Source organism: Streptomyces sp. ICN903 (assembly GCF_022015835.1).
Taxonomy (GTDB): Bacteria; Actinomycetota; Actinomycetes; order Streptomycetales; family Streptomycetaceae; genus Streptomyces; species Streptomyces fenghuangensis.
In genome coordinates, this window is record NZ_JAKMAY010000035.1 from 1 (window position 1) to 19,517 (window position 19,517).

The 19,517-nt window shown below is 76.4% G+C and carries 15 protein-coding genes; all 15 read left to right on the forward strand.

Annotated features, from left to right (window positions below; all coding sequences use genetic code 11):
• The 15 genes from L7D48_RS05975 to cobC all read left to right on the forward strand — a co-directional run bounded on the left by L7D48_RS05975 (nt 1) and on the right by cobC (nt 19,504).
• A complete protein-coding gene (locus tag L7D48_RS05975) occupies nt 1–1,056 on the forward strand; it encodes a cobalamin biosynthesis protein (protein ID WP_237877828.1) in 1,056 nt (351 codons plus the stop codon).
• Nucleotides 1,053–2,606: a cobyric acid synthase gene (locus L7D48_RS05980; RefSeq protein ID WP_237877829.1), complete on the forward strand. Its 1,554-nt coding sequence runs from the start codon at nt 1,053–1,055 to the stop codon at nt 2,604–2,606. Before L7D48_RS05975 ends, L7D48_RS05980 begins: the two co-directional genes overlap by 4 nt.
• Before the next feature lie 116 nt (nt 2,607–2,722).
• Nucleotides 2,723–6,421, forward strand: a complete 3,699-nt coding sequence (gene cobN / locus L7D48_RS05985; protein WP_237877830.1) for a cobaltochelatase subunit CobN — start codon at nt 2,723–2,725, stop codon at nt 6,419–6,421.
• A gap of 83 nt (nt 6,422–6,504) precedes the next feature.
• Complete coding sequence (locus L7D48_RS05990; RefSeq protein ID WP_237877846.1) at nt 6,505–8,568, forward strand: putative cobaltochelatase; 2,064 nt, start codon at nt 6,505–6,507, stop codon at nt 8,566–8,568.
• Nucleotides 8,568–9,164 (forward strand): cob(I)yrinic acid a,c-diamide adenosyltransferase, encoded by a 597-nt coding sequence (gene cobO, locus L7D48_RS05995; protein WP_237877831.1) that lies wholly within the window; start codon nt 8,568–8,570, stop codon nt 9,162–9,164. Before L7D48_RS05990 ends, cobO begins: the two co-directional genes overlap by 1 nt.
• A gap of 7 nt (nt 9,165–9,171) precedes the next feature.
• Nucleotides 9,172–10,578: a cobyrinate a,c-diamide synthase gene (locus tag L7D48_RS06000; RefSeq protein WP_237877832.1), complete on the forward strand. Its 1,407-nt coding sequence runs from the start codon at nt 9,172–9,174 to the stop codon at nt 10,576–10,578.
• Nucleotides 10,579–10,595: 17 nt separating this feature from the next.
• Nucleotides 10,596–11,366 carry a precorrin-2 C(20)-methyltransferase gene (gene cobI, locus L7D48_RS06005; RefSeq protein ID WP_237877847.1) on the forward strand — a complete coding sequence of 257 codons (771 nt, stop codon included), beginning with the start codon at nt 10,596–10,598 and terminating at the stop codon, nt 11,364–11,366.
• A gap of 116 nt (nt 11,367–11,482) precedes the next feature.
• The gene (gene cobM / locus L7D48_RS06010) at nt 11,483–12,373 is read left to right on the forward strand and encodes a precorrin-4 C(11)-methyltransferase (protein WP_237877833.1); all 891 of its coding nucleotides are present in this window, start codon (nt 11,483–11,485) and stop codon (nt 12,371–12,373) included.
• Complete coding sequence (locus tag L7D48_RS06015) at nt 12,366–13,541, forward strand: cobalt-precorrin-5B (C(1))-methyltransferase (protein ID WP_237877834.1); 1,176 nt, start codon at nt 12,366–12,368, stop codon at nt 13,539–13,541. Before cobM ends, L7D48_RS06015 begins: the two co-directional genes overlap by 8 nt.
• On the forward strand, nt 13,538–14,803 hold the full coding sequence (cbiE, locus tag L7D48_RS06020) for a precorrin-6y C5,15-methyltransferase (decarboxylating) subunit CbiE (RefSeq protein WP_374491302.1): 1,266 nt from the start codon (nt 13,538–13,540) through the stop codon (nt 14,801–14,803). Before L7D48_RS06015 ends, cbiE begins: the two co-directional genes overlap by 4 nt.
• 23 nt (nt 14,804–14,826) lie before the next feature.
• Nucleotides 14,827–16,593, forward strand: a complete 1,767-nt coding sequence (gene cobJ, locus L7D48_RS06025; protein WP_237877849.1) for a precorrin-3B C(17)-methyltransferase — start codon at nt 14,827–14,829, stop codon at nt 16,591–16,593.
• A complete protein-coding gene (locus L7D48_RS06030) occupies nt 16,590–16,829 on the forward strand; it encodes a DUF362 domain-containing protein (RefSeq protein WP_237877835.1) in 240 nt (79 codons plus the stop codon). The genes cobJ and L7D48_RS06030 overlap by 4 nt, the downstream gene beginning before the upstream one ends.
• Complete coding sequence (locus L7D48_RS06035) at nt 16,826–17,476, forward strand: precorrin-8X methylmutase (RefSeq protein ID WP_237877836.1); 651 nt, start codon at nt 16,826–16,828, stop codon at nt 17,474–17,476. Before L7D48_RS06030 ends, L7D48_RS06035 begins: the two co-directional genes overlap by 4 nt.
• On the forward strand, nt 17,473–18,405 hold the full coding sequence (locus tag L7D48_RS06040) for a sirohydrochlorin chelatase (protein ID WP_237877837.1): 933 nt from the start codon (nt 17,473–17,475) through the stop codon (nt 18,403–18,405). Before L7D48_RS06035 ends, L7D48_RS06040 begins: the two co-directional genes overlap by 4 nt.
• The gene (cobC, locus tag L7D48_RS06045) at nt 18,389–19,504 is read left to right on the forward strand and encodes an Rv2231c family pyridoxal phosphate-dependent protein CobC (protein WP_237877838.1); all 1,116 of its coding nucleotides are present in this window, start codon (nt 18,389–18,391) and stop codon (nt 19,502–19,504) included. Before L7D48_RS06040 ends, cobC begins: the two co-directional genes overlap by 17 nt.
• The last annotated feature ends 13 nt before the right edge of the window (nt 19,505–19,517 follow it).

A 19,517-nucleotide genomic window follows, 5' to 3' on the forward strand; every position in this document is an offset into this window, starting at 1 on the left:
ATGCGTGCCGATCACTCCCTCCCCCCGGCCGTCGCTCCGGCGGACGCCGGCCTCCCCGCCGCCCCCGGCCTTCCGACCGCGGGCTACGCGTGCGGGGCGGCCCTGGGGTACCTCCTCGACCTGATCGCCGGCGATCCGCGCCGCGCGCACCCCGTCGCCGCCTTCGGGCGCGCGGCCGCGGCCGCCGAGCGCCTGCTGTGGCGCGACCACCGCGGCGCGGGCGCGCTGTACACCGCCGTGTGCGCGGGCGGCGCCGCGGCCGCCGCGGCGGCGCTGGACCGTGCGGTGCGCCGCTCCCCCGCCGCCCGTACCGCCCTCACGGCCACCGCCGTCTGGGCGGTGGTCGGCGGTACGACGCTGGCGCGCGAGGCCCGCGAGATCGCCGCCGCGCTGGAGGCGGGCGATCTGGAGGCGGCCCGCGCCCGGCTGCCGCACCTGTGCGGACGCGACCCGCAGGCGCTGGACGCCGAGGGCATCGCCCGGGCGGTGGTCGAATCCGTCGCCGAGAACACCTCCGACGCCGTGGTGGGCGCCCTGGTGTGGGGCGCGGCCGCCGGTGTGCCGGGGCTGGCGGGCTTCCGGGCCGTCAACACCCTGGACGCGATGGTCGGCCACCGCTCACCGCGCCATCTGCGCTTCGGCTGGGCCTCGGCGCGGCTGGACGACGTGGCGGGGTGGCCCGGCGCCCGGCTGACCGCGCTGCTGGCGGCGCTGGCCGGCCCCGACCCGCGCGGCGCGCTGCGCGCCTGGCGCGCGGACGCCCACCGCCATCCCAGCCCCAACGCCGGTGTGGTCGAGGCGGCGTTCGCGGGCGCGCTGGGTCTGCGGCTGGGCGGGACTCTGTCGTACGGCGGGCGCGTCGAGCACCGGCCGGTCCTGGGTGCCGGCGGCCGCCCGGTGCGGGTGGAGGACATCGAGCGCGCGGTGCGGCTCTCACGCCGGGTGTGCGCGCTGGCACTGGCGGTCTGCGGCGCCGCCGGGGCGCTGCGGGAGACCCGCTCCGTACGGCCGGGGAAGCGGCTGCGGGGGCGGCGGACATCGGGGGGCGGACTGTGACGGGCGGCGGACTGCTGATCGCGGGAACGACCTCGGACGCGGGCAAGAGCGTGGTCACGGCGGGCATCTGCCGCTGGCTGGCCCGCAGGGGTGTGAAGGTGGCGCCGTTCAAGGCGCAGAACATGTCGCTGAACTCCTTCGTGACGCGCGAGGGCGCCGAGATCGGCCGCGCCCAGGCCATGCAGGCCGCCGCGGCCGGTGTGGAGCCGAGCGCGCTGATGAACCCCGTGCTGCTCAAACCGGGCGGCGACCGCTCCAGCCAGGTGGTGCTGCTGGGCAGGCCGGTGGGCGAGATGAGCGCGCGCGGTTACTTCGGGAACCCCGGAGTGCCGCCGTCCCCCGGCGGGGCGCGGCGCGCGGGGCGGCGGGAGGAGCTGCTGGAGACGGTCACCGACTGCCTGGCCGAACTGCGCCGCACCCACGACGCGGTGATCTGCGAGGGAGCCGGCAGCCCGGCCGAGATCAACCTGCGGCGCACCGACATCGTCAACATGGGCCTGGCGCGCGCCGCCCGGCTTCCGGTCGTGGTGGTGGGCGACATCGACCGCGGCGGGGTCTTCGCCTCCCTCTTCGGCACCACCGCCCTGCTGGCGCCCGGGGACCAGGCGCTGGTGGCGGGCTATCTGGTCAACAAGTTCCGCGGTGACGTCGCGCTCCTCGAACCCGGTCTGGAGATGCTGCGCGGCCTGACCGGCCGGCCGGTGCTGGGAGTCCTGCCCTACGCGCACGGGCTGGGCATCGACGAGGAGGACGGACTGCGGCTGTCGCTGCGCGGAGGGGTGCGCGAGTCGGCCGTCGCGCCGCCGCACGGCCGCGACGTGCTGCGCATCGCGGTGGTGCCCGTGCCGCTGATGTCGAACTTCACGGACGTGGACGCGCTGGCGGCCGAGCCGGGGGTGGTGGTGCGGTTCACCGACCGGCCCGAGGAACTGGCCGACGCCGATCTGGCGATCGTGCCGGGCACCCGCGGCACCGTGCGGGCGCTGGCCTGGCTGCGCGAGCGCGGCCTGGCCGGCGCGCTGGCCCGCCGGGCGGCCGAGGGCCGCCCGGTACTGGGGATCTGCGGCGGCTTCCAGCTGCTGGGCGAGCGGATCGAGGACGAGGTGGAGTCGCGCGCCGGAACGGTCGACGGCCTGGGCCTGCTGCCGGTGCGGGTGCGCTTCGAGGCGGAGAAGACCCTGGCCCGGCCGGTGGGCGAGGCGCTGGGCGAGCGGGTGGAGGGCTACGAGATCCACCACGGCGTGGCCGAGGTGGCCGGCGGCGACGAGCCGTTCCTGGACGGCTGCCGCACCGGCTCGGTGTGGGGCACGCACTGGCACGGCTCGCTGGAGAGCGACGGCTTCCGGCGTGCCTTCCTGCGGCGGGTGGCCGCCGACGCGGGGCGGGCGTTCGTCCCCGCTCCGGACACCTCCTTCGCCGCGCTGCGCGAGGAGCAGCTGGACCGGCTGGGCGATCTGGTGGAGGAGCACGCCGACACCGCCGCCCTGCTGCGGCTGATCGAGGACGGCGCGCCCGCGGGCCTGCCGTTCGTACCGCCGGGTGCGCCGTGAGCGGGGCGAGCGGGACGGACAGGGCGAACGAGACGGACGAGACGACCGGTGCGACCGGTGCGACCGGAAGGACCGACACGGCCGATGCGAAGGACGTACGAACCGATGGGAGCTCGATGAGCACGGTACTGCTGCTGTCCACCGCCGACACCGACCTGCTGGCGGCCCGCGCCTCCGGCGCCCCGTACCGCATCGCCAACCCGGCGCGCGTCGACGTCGCCGGGGAGCTGCCCGCGCTCGTGGAGGGCGCGGACATCGCCGTCGTACGCCTGCTGGGCGGCCGGCGTGCCTGGGAGGACGGGCTGGCGGCGCTGCGTGCCACCGGGATCCCGACGGTGCTGCTGGGCGGCGAGTCCGTCCCGGACGCGGAGCTGATGGCCGCCTCCACCGTCCCGGCCGGTGTGGTCGCCGAGGCGCTGAGGTATCTGGTGGCGGGCGGGCCGGAGAACCTGGCGGAGCTGGTGCGCTTCCTGTCCGACACCGTGCTGCTGACCGGCCACGGCTTCGACGGACCGCGCCCGATGCCCGAGTACGGCGTGCGCGGCGACCGGGGGCACGACCCGTCCCGGCCGACGGTGGGCGTGCTGTTCTACCGGGCCCACGAGCTGTCGGGGAACACCGCCTTCGTCGACACGCTGTGCGACGCGATCGAGGAGCGCGGCGCCAACGCCCTGCCGGTGTACTGCGGTTCGCTCAGGAGTGCCGACCCCGGCCTGTACGAACTGCTGGGCCGCGCCGACGCGCTGGTCGCCACCGTGCTCGCCGCCGGCGGCGCCCACGCGGCGGACGCGAGCGCGGGCGGCGACGACGAGACCTGGGACGTCGGCGCGCTGGCCGAGCTGGACGTCCCCGTGGTCCAGGGCCTGTGCCTGACCGGCTCCCGCGCCGTCTGGGAGGCCTCGGACGCCGCCCTGTCGCCGATGGACGCGGCGATGCAGGTGGCGATCCCGGAGTTCGACGGGCGGCTGGTCACCGTGCCCTTCTCCTTCAAGGAGGACGGCCCCGACGGGGTGCCCGTCTACGTCGCCGACCCCGAGCGGGCCCGCCGGGTGGCCGGGATCGCGGTGCGGCACGCCGCCCTGCGCCGCAAGCCGAACGCGGACAAGCGGATCGCCCTGGTCTTCACCGCCTACCCCACCAAGCACTCGCGCGTCGGCAACGCCGTGGGCCTGGACACCCCGGCCTCGGCCGTGGGACTGCTGCGCGCCCTGCGCGAGGCCGGCTACGACACCGGCGAACTGCCCGAGACCGGCGACGAGCTGATCCACCGGCTGATCGCGGCGGGCGGCCACGACGTGGAGTGGCTGACCGAGGAGCAACTGGCCGCCGCGCCCGCCCGGGTGCCCCTGGCCGACTACCGGCGGTGGTTCGCCGCGCTCGACCCGGGGCTGCGCGAGGCCATGCGCGAGCACTGGGGCGAGCCGCCGGGCTCGCTGTACGTGGACGGCGAGGGCTCCGGCGCCGAGATCGTGCTGGCCTCGCTGCGGTTCGGCAACGTGGTGGTGATGATCCAGCCGCCGCGCGGCTTCGGCGAGAACCCCATCGCGATCTACCACGACCCCGACCTGCCGCCCTCCCACCACTACCTGGCCGCCTACCGCTGGATGGAGGCCCCGCCGGAACAGGGCGGCTTCGGCGCCGACGCCGTGGTGCACATGGGCAAGCACGGCACGATGGAGTGGCTGCCGGGCAAGGGCCTGGGCCTGTCGGCCGGCTGCGCCCCGGACGCGGTGCTGGGCGATCTGCCGCTGGTCTACCCGTTCATCGTCAACGACCCCGGCGAGGGCACCCAGGCCAAGCGCCGCGGCCACGCCACGGTCGTCGACCACCTGGTGCCGCCGATGGCGCGCGCCGACTCCTACGGCGACCTGGCCAAACTGGAGCAGTTGCTGGACGAGTACGCGCTGGTGAGCGATCTGGACCCGGCCAAGGCCCCGGCCGTGCGCAGCCAGATCTGGACGCTGGTGCGGGCCGCCGAGCTCCACCACGACCTGCGCGTGGAGGAGCAACCGGACGAGGACGAGTTCGACGAGTTCGTCATGCACATCGACGGCTGGCTGTGCGAGATCAAGGATGTGCAGATCCGCGACGGCCTGCATGTGCTGGGCGGCGGTCCGGTGGGCGAGCCGCGCGTCAACCTGGTGCTGGCGGTGCTGCGTTCGGCCCAGGTGTGGGGCGGGGTCGGCGGCGCGCTGCCGGGCTTGCGGGCGGTGCTGGCCGAGCACGTGGGACTGGTGGAGTCCGAGCTGCTGGCCGAGCCGGGGACCCGTATCGAGGTGCCCGGGGCCCTGACCGCGCTCGCGGACGGTCCTTCCCGTACCGCCGCCGACGCGGTGGACCTGCTGGAGCACCTGGCGCGGCGGCTGGTGGAGTCGATGGAGGCCCGCGGCTGGGCGCGCGAGGCGGCCCCGGAGGTGGTCCGCGACGTGCTGGACGCCGAACTGCCGGGCGCCGTGCGCGTCCTGGAGTTCGCCGCGGACGAGGTCGTGCCCCGGCTGGAGCGCACCACCGACGAGATCGGCAACGTGCTGCACGCGCTGGACGGCGGCTACGTGCCCGCCGGCCCCTCCGGCTCGCCCACCCGCGGCCTGGTCAACGTGCTGCCCACGGGACGGAACTTCTACTCCGTGGATCCCAAGGCGATCCCGTCCAGGCTGTCGTGGGACGTCGGCAGCGCGCTGGCGGACTCCCTGCTGGCCCGGCACCTGGCCGACCACGGCGAGTACCCAAGGTCGGTGGGCCTGACGGTGTGGGGCACCTCCTGCATGCGCACCCAGGGCGACGACATCGCGGAGATCCTGGCGCTGCTGGGCTGCCGCCCGGTGTGGGACGACGCCTCCCGGCGGGTGACGGGCTTCGAGATCGTGCCCCTGGCGGAGCTGGGCCGGCCGCGCATCGACGTCACCGTCCGCATCTCCGGCTTCTTCCGGGACGCCTTCCCGCACGTGGTGGCCCTGGTGGACGACGCGGTGCGGGCGGTGGCGGAGCTGGACGAACCCGCCGAGTCCAACCACGTACGCGCCCACGCCGACGAGGACACCGCCGCACACGGCGACCGGCGCAGGGCCACGGCGAGGATCTTCGGCTCCAAGCCGGGCGCGTACGGCGCCGGGCTGCTGCCGCTGATCGACGCCCGCAACTGGCGCTCGGACGCGGACCTGGCCGAGGTGTACGCGGTCTGGGGCGGCTACGCGTACGGGCGCGGGCTGGACGGCCGCCCGGCACGCGGCGACATGGAGACGGCGTTCCGCCGCATCCAGGTGGCGGCCAAGAACGTCGACACCCGCGAGCACGACATCGCCGACGCCGACGACTACTTCCAGTACCACGGCGGCATGGTGGCCATGGTGCGCCACCTGACCGGGGAGTCCCCCGAGGCGTACGTGGGCGACTCGGCCGTCCCCGACCAGGTGCGTACGCGGACGCTGGGCGAGGAGACCCACCGGGTCTTCCGGGCGCGGGTGGTCAACCCGCGCTGGATGGCGGCGATGCGACGGCACGGTTACAAGGGCGCCTTCGAGATGGCCGCCACCGTCGACTACCTCTTCGGCTACGACGCGACGGCCGGGGTCGTGGACGACTGGATGTACCGGCGGCTCGCGGCCGAGTACGTCTTCGACGAGACCAACCAGGAGTTCATGAAGCGCTCCAACCCGTGGGCGCTGCGGGGTGTGACCGAGCGGCTGCTGGAGGCCGCCGACCGCGGGCTGTGGGCCGAGCCGGAAGCGGAGACCCTGGAGCGGCTGCGCGAGATCTACCTCGAACTCGAGGGCGACCTGGAGAGCGGTTCCGACGATCTGGAGGGCGACGCGTGACCACCACCGCGAACACGACCACGGCGACCACCGCGACCGCCGCGGCGGCCACCGCCGCCTATCCGTTCACCGCCATCGTCGGCATGGACGACCTGCGGCTGGCGCTGCTGCTGAACGCGGTCTCGCCGGCCGTCGGCGGCGTCCTGGTGCGCGGCGAGAAGGGCACGGCCAAGTCCACGGCCGTGCGGGCCCTGGCGGCGCTGATGCCGCCGGTGGAGACCGTGCCCGGCTGCCGCTTCTCCTGCGATCCGGGCCGCCCCGACCCGGCCTGCCCGGACGGGCCGCACGGGCCGGGGCCGGGCGAGAGCCGGCCGGCCCGGATGGTGGAGCTGCCGGTGGGCGCCTCCGAGGACCGGCTCGTCGGATCGCTGGACATCGAACGGGCCCTGTCCGAGGGGGTGAAGGCCTTCGAGCCGGGGCTGCTGGCGCAGGCCCACCGGGGCGTCCTCTACGTGGACGAGGTCAACCTGCTGCAGGACTTCCTCATCGACTCGCTCCTGGACGCCGCCGCGATGGGCGTGGTCCACATCGAGCGCGAGGGCGTCTCCGTGCGGCACTCCTCCCGCTTCCTGCTGGTGGGGACGATGAACCCCGAGGAGGGCGAGCTGCGCCCGCAGCTGCTGGACCGCTTCGGCCTGACCGTGGAGGTGGCCGCCTCCCGGGAGACCGGCGAGCGGATGGAGGTCGTGCGGCGGCGCCTGGCCTACGAGGAGGATCCGGCGGCCTTCGCCGCCCGCTGGGCCGGCGAGGAGAGCGGGCTGCGGGAGCGGATCGCGGCCGCGCGGGCGCTGCTGCCCAGGGTGCGGCTGGGCGACACCGCGCTGCGGCAGATCGCCGCCACCTGCGCGGCCTTCGAGGTGGACGGGATGCGGGCCGACATCGTGATGGCGCGTACCGCCACCGCGCTGGCGGCCTGGGCGGGGCGCACCGATGTGGCGGCCGAGGACGTACGGCGGGCGGCGCTGCTGGCCCTGCCGCACCGCAGGCGCCGCAACCCCTTCGACGCGCCCGGTCTGGACGAGGAAAAGCTGGACGAGACGCTGCGGCGGAACGGCGGTGCGGGGGACGGCGGTTCGGACGGCGGCCCGGACGACGAGCCGGACCCGGACGGGCCGGACGGCGGCCCCGGCGGCGGGGACGGCGGCGGTCAGCCGCCCCAGGAGGGCCCGCGAGGACCGGCCGACGCATCCGAGTCCTCCGAACCCTCCCTCCCGGGGCAATCACGCGGCGAGGAGGACACCGGACCGGAGCAGGGCGGCGGACAGGGCGGCGGCGAGCAGGCCCCCGCCCGCGCCGGCGAGCCGTTCCGCGCCCGCGCGCTGCACGTACCGGGTGTGGGCGAGGGCGCGGCGGGACGGCGCTCGCGCGCCCGGACCGCGCAGGGGCGCACCACCGGCGCCCGCCGGCCGCAGGGCGCGCTGTCCCGGCTGCACCTGGCCGCGACCGTACGGGCCGCCGCCCCGCACCAGCGGGCCCGGGGCCGCTCCGGGCCCGGGCTGCTGGTACGCCGGGAGGACCTGCGCGAGGCGGTGCGCGAGGGCCGGGAGTCCAACCTCGTGCTGTTCGTCGTGGACGCCTCCGGCTCGATGGCCGCGCGGCGGCGGATGGGCGCGGTCAAGGGCGCGGTGCTGTCGCTGCTGCTGGACGCCTACCAGCGCCGCGACAAGGTCGGCCTGGTCTCCTTCCGCGGTTCGGGCGCCGAGGTGGCCCTGCCCCCGACCTCGTCGGTGGAGGCCGCCGCGGCGCGTCTGGAGTCGCTGCCGACCGGCGGCCGCACCCCGCTGGCCGCCGGGCTGCTGAAGGCCCGCGACGTACTGCGGACCGAGCGGCTGCGCGACCCCTCGCGGCGTCCTCTGCTGGTCGCCGTCACCGACGGGCGGGCGACGGGCGGCCCGCAGCCGGTGGTGCGCGCCCGGCAGGCCGCCCGGCTGCTGGCCGCCGACGGCACCGCCTCGGTGGTGGTCGACTGCGAGTCCGGGCCGGTGCGGCTCGGGCTGGCCGGCGCGCTCGCCGCCGAACTGGGCGGCCCCGCCGTCACGCTGGAGGAGCTGCGCGCCGACACCGTCACCGGGCTCGTCCGCTCCCTGCAGACCCCCGGCCGCACTCACAGGATCACCCGCGAGAACACCGACAGGAGGGCCGCGTAGTGCCGAAAGGACAGCCGAGTGTCGTCCCCGACGACGGTCTCACCACGCGCCAGCGCCGCAACCGCCCGCTGCTGGCGGTCCACACGGGCACCGGCAAGGGCAAGTCGACGGCAGCCTTCGGGCTGGCGCTGCGCGCCTGGAACCAGGGCTGGCCGATCGGGGTGTTCCAGTTCGTGAAGTCCGCCAAGTGGCGGGTCGGCGAGGAGCGGGCGCTGCGCGTGCTGGGCGCGAGCGGCGAGGGCGGCACCGTGGCCTGGCACAAGATGGGCGAGGGCTGGTCGTGGGTGCAGCGCGGCATCGAGTCCTCCGAGGAGGCGGCGCGCGAGGGCTGGGAGCAGGTCAAGCGCGATCTGGCGGCCGAGACCTACCGGCTGTACGTGCTGGACGAGTTCGCCTACCCGATGCACTGGGGCTGGGTGGACACCGGCGAGGTGGTCGAGGTGCTGCGGACCCGTCCCGGCGTCCAGCACGTGGTGATCACCGGGCGGAACGCTCCGGAGGAACTGATCGGCGCCGCCGACCTGGTGACGGAGATGACCAAGGTCAAGCACCCGATGGACGCCGGCCAGAAGGGCCAGCGGGGCATCGAGTGGTGATCGGACCGTGAGTACCGCGCTTCCCCGGCTGGTCGTGGCCGCGCCCGCCTCGGGCAGCGGCAAGACCACCGTCGCCACCGGTCTGATGGCCGCCTTCGCGGCGGCCGGGCTGGAGGTCTCCCCGCACAAGGTGGGCCCGGACTACATCGACCCGGGCTACCACGCGCTGGCCACCGGCAGGCCCGGCCGCAACCTCGACGCGTACCTGTGCGGCCCGGACCTGGTCGCACCGCTGTTCCTGCACGGGGCGGCCGGTGCGGACGTGGCCGTGGTCGAGGGCGTGATGGGGCTGTACGACGGGGCCGCGGGTCTCGGTGAGCTCTCCTCCACCGCGCAGGTGGCCAAGCTGCTGCGGGCGCCGGTGGTGCTGGTGGTGGACGCCTCCTCCCAGTCTCGTTCGGTGGCGGCGCTGGTGCACGGCTTCGCGTCCTGGGATCCGCAGGTCCGCGTCGCGGGGGTGATCCTCAACAAGGTGGCCTCCGACCGCCACGAGGAGCTGCTGCGCGAGGCGCTGGACGCCTGCGGGGTGCCGGTGCTGGGCGTGCTGCGCCGGGCGCCGCTGGTGCACACCCCCTCGCGCCATCTGGGCCTGGTGCCGGTGGCCGAGCGGCGGGCGGAGGCGACCGGGGCGGTGGCGGAGCTGGCGGAGCGGGTGCGGTCCGGCTGCGACCTGAAGGCGCTGCTCGCCCTGGCGCACTCCGCGCCGCCGCTGCCCCAGGAGCCGTGGGCGCCGCCCGTGCCCGCGAGCCGGCCGCACGGGCGCCCGGTGGTGGCCGTCGCGGGCGGGGCCGCCTTCACCTTCTCCTACGCCGAGCACACCGAGCTGCTGCGGGCGGCGGGCGCGGACGTGGCCGTCTTCGACCCGCTGCGGGACACCACGCTGCCGCCGGGCACGGCCGGGCTGGTCCTGGGCGGCGGGTTCCCGGAGGTGTACGCGCCGGAGCTGTCGGCGAACGAGCCGCTGCGCCGGGCGGTGGCGGAGCTGGCCGCCTCGGGGGCGCCGGTCGCCGCCGAGTGCGCCGGACTGCTTTATCTGGCAAGGGAGTTGGACGGCATGCCGATGTGCGGGGTGCTTGACGTCGCCGCCCGGATGACCGACCGGCTCACCCTCGGCTACCGCGAGGCGGTGGCGGTCGGCGACAGCGTCCTGGCCGCCGCGGGGACGCGGATGCGCGGCCACGAGTTCCACCGCACCGCGGTGGACCCCGGGGCCGGGGGGCCGCGGGCCGGGAAGCCGGAGGCCGGTGCCGCGCCGGCATGGGGGCTGACCTCGCACGGCTCCCGGCCCGGGCGCCGGGTCGAGGGCTTTGTGAGGAACGGCGTACATGCCTCGTATCTGCATGTGCACTGGGCCGCCGAGCCGTCCGTGGCCCGGCGTTTCGTCGGAAGCTGTGTCGAAGGGTGTGCGACGTGAACGGTAGCGGCGACGAGGTGCGGGAGACCGGCGGGCCACGGCTCGTCGGCGTCGGGGTGGGCCCCGGCGACCCGGACCTGGTGACGGTCAAGGGCGTCAAGGCGCTGCGCTCGGCGGACGTGGTGGTGGTGCCCGTGATGGAGGGCAGCGGTACGGGACGCGCCGAGGCCACCGTCCTGCACTACGTGTCGCGCGAGCGGATCGTGCGGGTGGTCTTCGCGCTCAACGAGCGTGAGGACCGCACCCGCCGGGAGGCGGCGTGGGACGCGGCGGGCGAACGCGTCGCCGGGCTGCTGCGCGCCCACGGCTCGGTGGCGTTCGCGACCATCGGCGACCCGAACGTCTACTCCACCTTCACCTATCTCGCCCAGACCGTCGGCGCCCTGGTGCCGGAGGTGGTCGTGGAGACCGTGCCGGGCATCACCGCGATGCAGGATCTGGCCGCGCGCGGCGGGGCGGTGCTCACCGAGGGGACGGAGCCGCTGACGCTGGTGCCGGTGACGGCCGGGACGGCGGTGCTCCGGCAGGCCCTGGAGGGGCCGGGGACGGTGGTGGCCTACAAGTTCGGGCGGCGGGCGCGCGAGGTCGCCGCCGCGCTGCGCGCCACGGGCCGTACCGAGGGCGCGGTGTGGGGCTCGGCGCTGGGGCTGCCGCAGGAGTCGATCCGCCCGGCGGCCGACCTGGAGGCCGCCCCGGGGACCGGCCCGGCCGCCGGGGACACCGAACTCCCCTACCTGTCCACGCTCATCGCCCCCGCCCGCAGGGAGAACCGAGGAGGCAAGCTGTGACCGCCGCAGACGCAGCCGCAAACGCCGGCACAACCGCTGCCACGACCGCCGTCACGACCGCCGAGGCGGCCGGAGCCGAACGGACCGCCGGGAGGACCTCGAAGGACTCCGGGAAGGTGACCATCGTGGGCGCCGGACCCGGCGCCGCCGATCTGCTCACCTTCCGCGCCGCCCGCGCCATCGCCGAGGCCGACATCGTGGTGTGGGCGGCCAGCCTGGTGCGCGAGGAGGTCCTCGAACACGCCCGTGAGGACGCGGAGATCCTGGACTCGGCCTCGATGTCCCTGGAGGACGTGATCGCCGTCTACGAGCGCGCGGCCCGCGAGGGGCTCAAGGTGGCGCGCGTCCACTCCGGCGATCCGGCGCTGTGGGGCGGCACCCAGGAGCAGGTGGACCGCTGCGCGGAGCTGGGCGTCGAGGTGGAGATCGTCCCCGGGGTGTCGTCGTTCTCGGCGGTGGCGGCCATCGCGGGGCGGGAGCTGACGATCCCGGAGGTCGCCCAGTCGGTGATCCTCACCCGGCTCGGCGGCGGCAAGACGCCGATGCCGCCGGGCGAGGAGGTGCGGGAGTTCGCCCGGCACGGCACGACCATGGCGGTCTTCCTGTCGGCGGCGCGCTCCGGGCAGCTGGCGGTGGAGCTGCTGGAGGGCGGTTATCCGACCGACACCCCGGTGGTGATCGCCCACCAGGCGACCTGGCCGGAGGAGCTGGTGCTGCGCTGCACGGTGGGAACCCTGGAGGAGACCGTCAAGGAGCACCGGCTGTGGAAGCACACGCTGTTCCTCGTCGGCCCCGCGCTGTCCGCCTCCGGCACGCGCTCGCACCTGTACCACCCCGGGCACTTCCACGGGCACCGCCGTGCGCGGCCGGAGGCCCGCCGGGCGCTGCGCGCGGCCCGCGAGACCCGGGAGGCCCGGGGTGCCCGGGAGGTTCGCGGGCAGGCCGAGGAGCAGGCCGCCGGGCAGAGCACCGGGCCGGCCGGCCGGGAGGCGGCGGGCCGTGGCTGAGGAGCCGGAGCACGGGCCCGCCCGGGGACCGAAGCTGCGGGAGCCGGACCTGCCGCGTACCGCCAAGCAGCGGCCGAAGGCGCTGCGCACCGGCTGGACGACCGGCACCTGCGCCTCGGCGGCGGCCCGCGCCGCCGCGCTGCACCTGGTCACGGGGGAGCCCCAGCCGTGGGTGGAGGTCGCGCTGCCCTCGGGGCGGCGGGTGACCTTCGCCGTGGAGAGCTCGGCCGAGCTGCGGCCGGGCCGCACCGAGGCGGTGGTGGTCAAGGACGCGGGCGACGACCCGGACGTCACCCACGGCTCGCGTCTGACCGCCACGGTGAGCTGGCGCAGCGAGCCGGGCATCGAGCTGCACGGCGGCGTCGGCGTCGGCGTCGTCACCCGGCCCGGGCTCGGCCTGGAGGTGGGCGGCCCGGCGATCAACCCGGTGCCCCGCGCCATGATCAGCCAGGCGGTGGGCGAGGTCGTCGACACCGGGGAGCGCGGCGTGGACGTCACCATCAGCGTGCCCGACGGGGAGAAGCGCGCCCGCAGGACCACCAACGCCCGGCTCGGCATCCTCGGCGGCATCTCCATCCTGGGGACGACCGGGATCGTCCGGCCCTTCTCGACGGCCTCCTGGCGGGCGAGCGTGGAGCAGGCCGTGTCGGTGGCCGCCGCGCAGGGCGTCCCGGCCGTGGCGCTGTGCACCGGCGGGCGCACCGAGAAGGGCGCCATGGAACTGCTGCCCGGACTGCCCCCGGTGTCCTTCATCGAGGTCGGCGACTTCACGGGCGCCGCCCTGCGGCGGGCGGTGGAGCACGGTGTGGGCCGGGTGGTGTTCGTCGGCATGGTGGGGAAGCTGACCAAGCTGGCCTCCGGGGTGCTGATGACGCACTACACGCGGTCGAAGGTGGACACCTCCGTCCTGGCCGACATCACCCGCGCGGTGGGCGGCGCGGAAGCGCTGGCGGCCGAGGTCGCGGCGGCGAACACCGCCCGCCACGCGTACGAGCTGTGGGACGCGGCGGGACTGCTGCAGTCGGCCGCGCCGGAGCTGTGCCGCCGGGTGGTGGACGTACTGGAGCGCTTCACCGACCACCGGATCACCGCGGAGGCGGCCATGGTGGACTTCACCGGCCGCACGGTGGTCGCCCTGTGCTCCGACGACAGGGGGCTGCTGCCGTGATCACGGTCGTGGGCACAGGTACGGGGACGGGCACGGGGGTGGAGGCCGGGGCCTTCGGGCCCGGCGCGCCGTCCTGGCAGGGGGTCCGCCTGGCCGTGGGAGCGCGCCGCCATCTGGAGGCGGCCGACCCTCCCCCCGGGGTACGGCGCCTGGTCCTGGGGCCGCTCGCCCCGGCGCTGGACGCCGTCGAGCGGCAGCTGTCGGAGGACGGGGGGCCGGTGGTGGTGCTCGCCTCCGGCGATCCCGGGTTCTTCGGGATCGTCCGCTCGCTGGCCGAACGCTTCGGACCCGAGGCCCTGGACATACGGCCCACCGCGCCGTCCGTCGCGGTGGCCTTCGCCCGCGCCGGACTGCCGTGGGACGACGCCGCCGTGGTCAGCGCGCACGGACGCGACCCGCGCACCGCCGTCAACGTCTGCCGCGCACACCCCAAGACCGCCGTGCTCACCGGCCCCGGCGCGGGGCCCGCCGAGCTGGGCGCCGCCCTGGCCGCCACCGGGCTGCCGCGCACCCTGGTGGTGGCGAGCGCACTGGGCACGGCGGACGAGCGCGTCGAGCGCCTCTCCCCCGCCGAGGCCGCCACCCGCGCCTGGCCCGGTGAGGTCAGCGTGGTGCTGTGCCTGGACACCTCCCGCGCTCTGGCCCCCGCGCCCCTGGCGCTCGCCGGGCCGCGGCGCCCGCCCGCCGGCTGGGCGCTGCCGGAGGACGCCTTCGCACACCGCGACTCGATGATCACCAAGTACGAGGTGCGGGCCCTGGCCCTGGCCCGGCTCGGGCCACGCCCGGGCGACCTGGTCTGGGACGTCGGGGCGGGCTCCGGCTCCGTCGCGGTGGAGTGCGCCCGCCTGGGCGCGGCGGCCGTCGCCGTGGAACGCACCGCCGACGGGGCCGAACGCTGCCGCGCCAACGCCGCCGCCCACGGTGTGGACCTCCAGACCGTGCACGGCACGGCCCCCGGTGTTCTCGCCGGACTACCCGAACCGGACGCCGTGTTCGTCGGCGGCGGGGGGCGGGAGCTGGAGGCGATCGTGGCGGCCTGCGCGCTCCGCGCCCGCCGCACGGTCGTCGTCACGCTCGCCGCGCTGGACCGCGTACCGGCGGTGCGGGCCGCGCTCGGCGCCGCCGGTCTGGCCGCCGACGGCGTGCTGCTGCAGTCCTCCCGGCTGGCCCCCCTGCCCGGCGATGTGGTGCGGCTCGCCGCCGGCAATCCCGTCTTCGTCCTGTGGGGCACCCGCCCCGGCACCGAAGGAGCATCCTCGTGAACGCCCCGAACGCCCCGGCCGGCCTGATCGGCCTCGTCTCCGCCACCGCCGCGGGGCGGCGCGCCCGCGACCGCCTGGCGGCCGCCTGGCCGGGGGCCGTCCGCGTCTACGGCACCGGCGGCGAAGGCGGCGCCGACGGCGCCGGCACCGTCCGCGAGGCCGTCACCCGCGCCTTCGCCGAGTGCGACCGCCTCGTCTGCTTCCTCGCCACCGGCGCGACCGTACGCCTGATCGCCCCGCTGCTGGCGGACAAGGCGGATGACCCGGGCGTGGTGTGCGTGGACGAGGCGCAGCAGTACGCCGTGGCACTGCTGGGCGGCCACGCGGGCGGCGCGAACGACCTGGCGCACGCGGTGGCCGAGGCCCTGCCCGGCTGCCGTCCCGTCGTCACCACCGCCACCGACGCCGCCGGCGTCCCCGGCCTGGACACCCTCGGCCTGCCCGTCGAGGGCTCCGTCGCGGCGGTGTCGCGGGCGATCCTCGACGGCGAGCCCGTCCGTCTGGTGCGCCATCACGTCCTCCCCCTTCCCGCACTGCCACCCAACGTGACGGAGGCCACCGGCAACGCCACGGAGGGCGACGGAGGGGACGGCGGGTGCACCCTGCTGGTCACCGACCGGGCCGTGGCGCCCGGCGACCGCACGGCCGTCCTGCGCCCGCCGACCCTCGCCGTCGGCGTCGGCGCCAGCCGGGGAGCCCCCGCCGAGGAGGTCGCCGCCCTGGTCGGGCAGGCCCTCGCCGATGCCGGTCTGTCGCCGCTGTCCGTCACCGAGCTGGCCACCGTCGAGGCCAAGGCCGGCGAGGAGGGCATCGTGGAGACGGCCCGGCGCCTGGGCGTACCGCTGCGGACGTACCCCGCCGGCGAGCTGGCCGCCGTGCCCGTGCCCCACCCCTCCGACGCGCCGATGGCCGCCGTGGGCACCCCGAGCGTGGCGGAGGCGGCCGCGCTGCTCGCCTGCGGCGAGGGCGCCGAACTGGTCGTGCCCAAGCGGAAGTCGGCCCCCGAGGGGCGCGCGGCGATGGCGACCTGCGCCGTGGCGCGGCGGCGCCCCCGCGGGCGGCTGGCCGTCGTCGGACTCGGGCCCGGCGCCCGCGACCTGCTCACCCCGCGCGCCCGCGACGAGCTGCGCCGCGCCTCGGTGGTCGTCGGCCTCGACCAGTACGTGGACCAGATCCGCGACCTGCTGCGCCCGGGCACCCGTGTGCTGGAGTCCGGTCTCGGCGCGGAGGAGGAGCGGGCCCGCACCGCCGTGGCCGAGGCCCGCGCGGGCCGCGCGGTGGCGCTGATCGGCAGCGGCGACGCGGGGGTGTACGCGATGGCCTCGCCCGCCCTGGCCGAGGCCTCCGCCGACATCGACGTGGTCGGCGTCCCCGGCGTCACCGCGGCGCTCGCCGCCGCCGCGCTGCTGGGCGCTCCGCTGGGCCACGACCACGTCTCGATCAGCCTGTCGGACCTGCACACGCCCTGGGAGGTGATCGAGCGCCGGGTCCGGGCGGCGGCCGAGTCCGACCTGGTGGTGACGTTCTACAACCCCCGCAGCCGGGGCCGCGACTGGCAGCTTCCCAAGGCGCTCGCCCTGCTGGCCGAGCACCGCGCCCCCCACACCCCGGCCGGGATCGTGCGCAACGCCTCGCGCCCCGGCGAGCGCACCACCGTGACCACCCTCGGCGAACTCGATCCGGCCGCGGTCGACATGATGACGGTGGTGACCGTCGGCAACACCGCCACCCGCATCGTGGCCGGCCGCATGGTCACCCCGCGCGGCTACCGCTGGCAGGAGTCCCGGTGACCGCGCCCGCGACCCCGGTTCCGGCCACGGCCGCGACCGCCCCCGTCTCCGTCACCTCCCGCTGCGCGGGCTGCGGAGCCTGCCTGCTGACCTGCCCGGTCCACGCGATACGTCCGCTGGGCGGCACGCTGCTGGTGCGGGCGGAGCTGTGCACCGGCTGCCTGGAGTGCGTCGAGGTGTGCCCGGTCGACGCCATCGAGGAGATCCCCGTACGCGACCCCCAGGAGCCGTCGTGACGCCTTCCACACCCCGCACCGTCCATCCCATCGAGGAGGAGTCGTACCGCATCCTGCGCTCGCGGCTGGACACCTCCCACCTCCCGCCGCTGACCCGGGCCGTCGTGGAGCGGGTGATCCACTCCAGCGCCGACCCGGCGTACGCCGAGGACCTGGTCACCGACGAGAGCGCACTGCGCGCCGCCCACACCGCGCTGCACGCCGGTGCGCCGGTCGTGGCGGACGTCGAGATGGTGGCCGCCGGAATCACCCGCCGCGAGACGGTGTGCCGGCTCGCCGACGCCCGCGCGGCAGGCGGCCTGACCCGCTCCGCGCACGCGGTGCGGCTGGCCTACGAGCAGGTCGGACCGGGCGCGGTGTGGGTGGTCGGCTGCGCGCCCACCGCCCTGTTCGAACTGCTCGCCCTGGACGCGGACCCCGCCCTGGTCATCGGCCTGCCCGTCGGCTTCGTCGGCGCGGCCGAGAGCAAGGCGGCGCTGCGCGCCAGCGGCCTGCCGGCCGTCAGCAACGTCTCGGAGAAGGGCGGCAGCGCGGTGGCCGCGGCCGCCCTCAACGCCCTTCTGTACACACCGGCCGGCGCCGCACAGGACCCCGGCGCCGCCGACCCCCGTACCGCCCCCGGCACATCCAAGGAGAAGACCCAGTGACCAGCCCGCCCGCCCTGCTCCTCGTCGGCCACGGCACCCGTGACGACGCCGGCGCCGAGGCGTTCCGCTCCTTCGTGCGCGACCTCGGCGCGCGGCGGCCCGGCCTCCCCGTCGCGGGGGGCTTCATCGAACTGTCCCCGCCGCCGCTGGCCGACGCCGTCGCCGGACTGGCCGCGGAAGGCGTGCGGAGATTCGCCGCCGTCCCGCTGATGCTGGTGTCGGCCGGGCACGCCAAGGGCGACATCCCCGCCGCCCTGGCCCGCGAGGAGCAGCGCCACCCGGGCACCACCTACGCCTACGGCCGCCCCCTCGGCCCGCACCCGGCGCTGCTGAACGTGCTGGAGCGCCGGGTGGACGAGGCGCTGCGCGGGGCGGACGGCGAAGACGGCACGAGCAGCCGCGCCGGCACCACGGTGCTGCTGGTGGGCCGCGGTTCCACCGACCCGGACGCCAACGCCGAAGTGCACAAGGCGGCCCGGCTGCTGTGGGAGGGGCGCGGCTACGCGGGCGTGGAGACGGCGTTCGTCTCGCTGGCCGCTCCCGACGTCCCCGCCGGCCTGGAGCGCTGCCGGATGCTGGGCGCCCGCCGGATCGTGGTGCTGCCGTACTTCCTGTTCACCGGCATCCTGCCGGACCGGGTGCGGGCGCAGACCGAGGGGTGGGCCGCGGCGCACCCGGAGACCGAGGTGCTCTCGGCCGATGTCATCGGCCCCACCGACGAGTTGGCGGAGCTGGTCTGGGAGCGCTACACGGAGGCCGTTCAGGGCGATCTGCGGATGAACTGCGACTCGTGCGTCTACCGCGTGGCGCTGCCCGGTTTCGAGGAGAAGGTGGGCATGCCCCAGCGGCCCCACCACCACCCGGACGACGACGGGCACGGCCACGGACACCACCATCACCACAATGGTGGCCATGCGCACGCCCACTGAGCCTCTGGATCCCCTCCGGCCTCCGCAGGCCGCACACGACCTGCGCCACCACGGCGACGCGGAGGTGCGCGGCGCCGGCGCGGATCTGGTGGACCTCGCGGTCAACGTCCGCGCCGGCACTCCCCCCGCATGGCTGAAGGAGCGGGTGGCCGCCTCGCTCGGCTCGCTGGCCGCCTACCCCGACGGGCGGGCGGCCCGGCGGGCGGTGGCGGCCCGGCACGGGCTGCCACCGGAGTGCGTGCTGCTGACGGCGGGCGCGGCGGAGGCGTTCGTCCTGCTCGCCCGGCTCCTGCCCCCGCCCGGCTCGAGCGCCTGGCGCGAGGGCGGCCCGGTGGTGGTGCATCCGCAGTTCACCGAGCCGGAGGCCGCCCTGCTGGACGCGGGCCACCGGGTGGAGCGCGTCGTCCTGGGCGAACGGGACGGCTTCCGTCTCGATCCCGCCCGCGTTCCGGCCGGGGCCGCCGCGGTGGTCGTCGGCAACCCCACCAATCCCACCTCCGTGCTGCACCCGGCCTCCGCCCTGGCGGCGCTGGCGCGGCCGGGCCGGACCCTGGTGGTGGACGAGGCGTTCATCGACGCGGTGCCGGGCGAACGCGAGTCCCTGGCGGGGCTGGTGACGGAGCTTCCCGGCCGCACCGTGGTGCTGCGCAGCCTCACCAAGACCTGGGGGCTGGCGGGGCTGCGCATCGGCTATGTGCTCTCCGACCCGGAGACCGTCGCCGCGCTGGCGCGGCACCAGCCGCTGTGGCCGGTCTCCTCCCCCGCTCTCGCCGCGGCCGAGGCGTGCTGCGAGCCCGCGGCCCTGGCCGAGGCGGAGCGTGCGGCACGGCGGACCGCCGCCGACCGGGCCCATCTGCTCGGCCGGCTGGCGGAGTTCGGCGAGCTGGTACAGGCGACGGCGGACCCGCGGGCGCCCTTCGTCCTGGTACGGCACGCGGACGCGGCCGGACTGCGGGAGCGGCTGCGCGCGGAGGGCATCGCGGTACGCCGCGGGGACACCTTCCCCGGTCTGGACGCCCGGTGGCTGCGGCTGGCCGTACGCGACCGGGCGACGACCGACCGCCTGGTGCGGACGCTGGCCGCCCTCGGGGTGCGCTGACGCGCGAAACGGC

What these genes read in the sequence shown, in the direction of transcription:
- L7D48_RS05975 (WP_237877828.1), top strand. Translation starts at nt 1, where the DNA reads ATGCGTGCCGATCACTCCCTCCCCCCGGCCGTCGCTCCGGCGGACGCC.
- cobN (WP_237877830.1), top strand. Translation starts at nt 2,723, where the DNA reads ATGAGCACGGTACTGCTGCTGTCCACCGCCGACACCGACCTGCTGGCG.
- L7D48_RS05990 (WP_237877846.1), top strand. Translation starts at nt 6,505, where the DNA reads ATGGACGACCTGCGGCTGGCGCTGCTGCTGAACGCGGTCTCGCCGGCC.
- cobC (WP_237877838.1), top strand. Translation starts at nt 18,389, where the DNA reads ATGCGCACGCCCACTGAGCCTCTGGATCCCCTCCGGCCTCCGCAGGCC.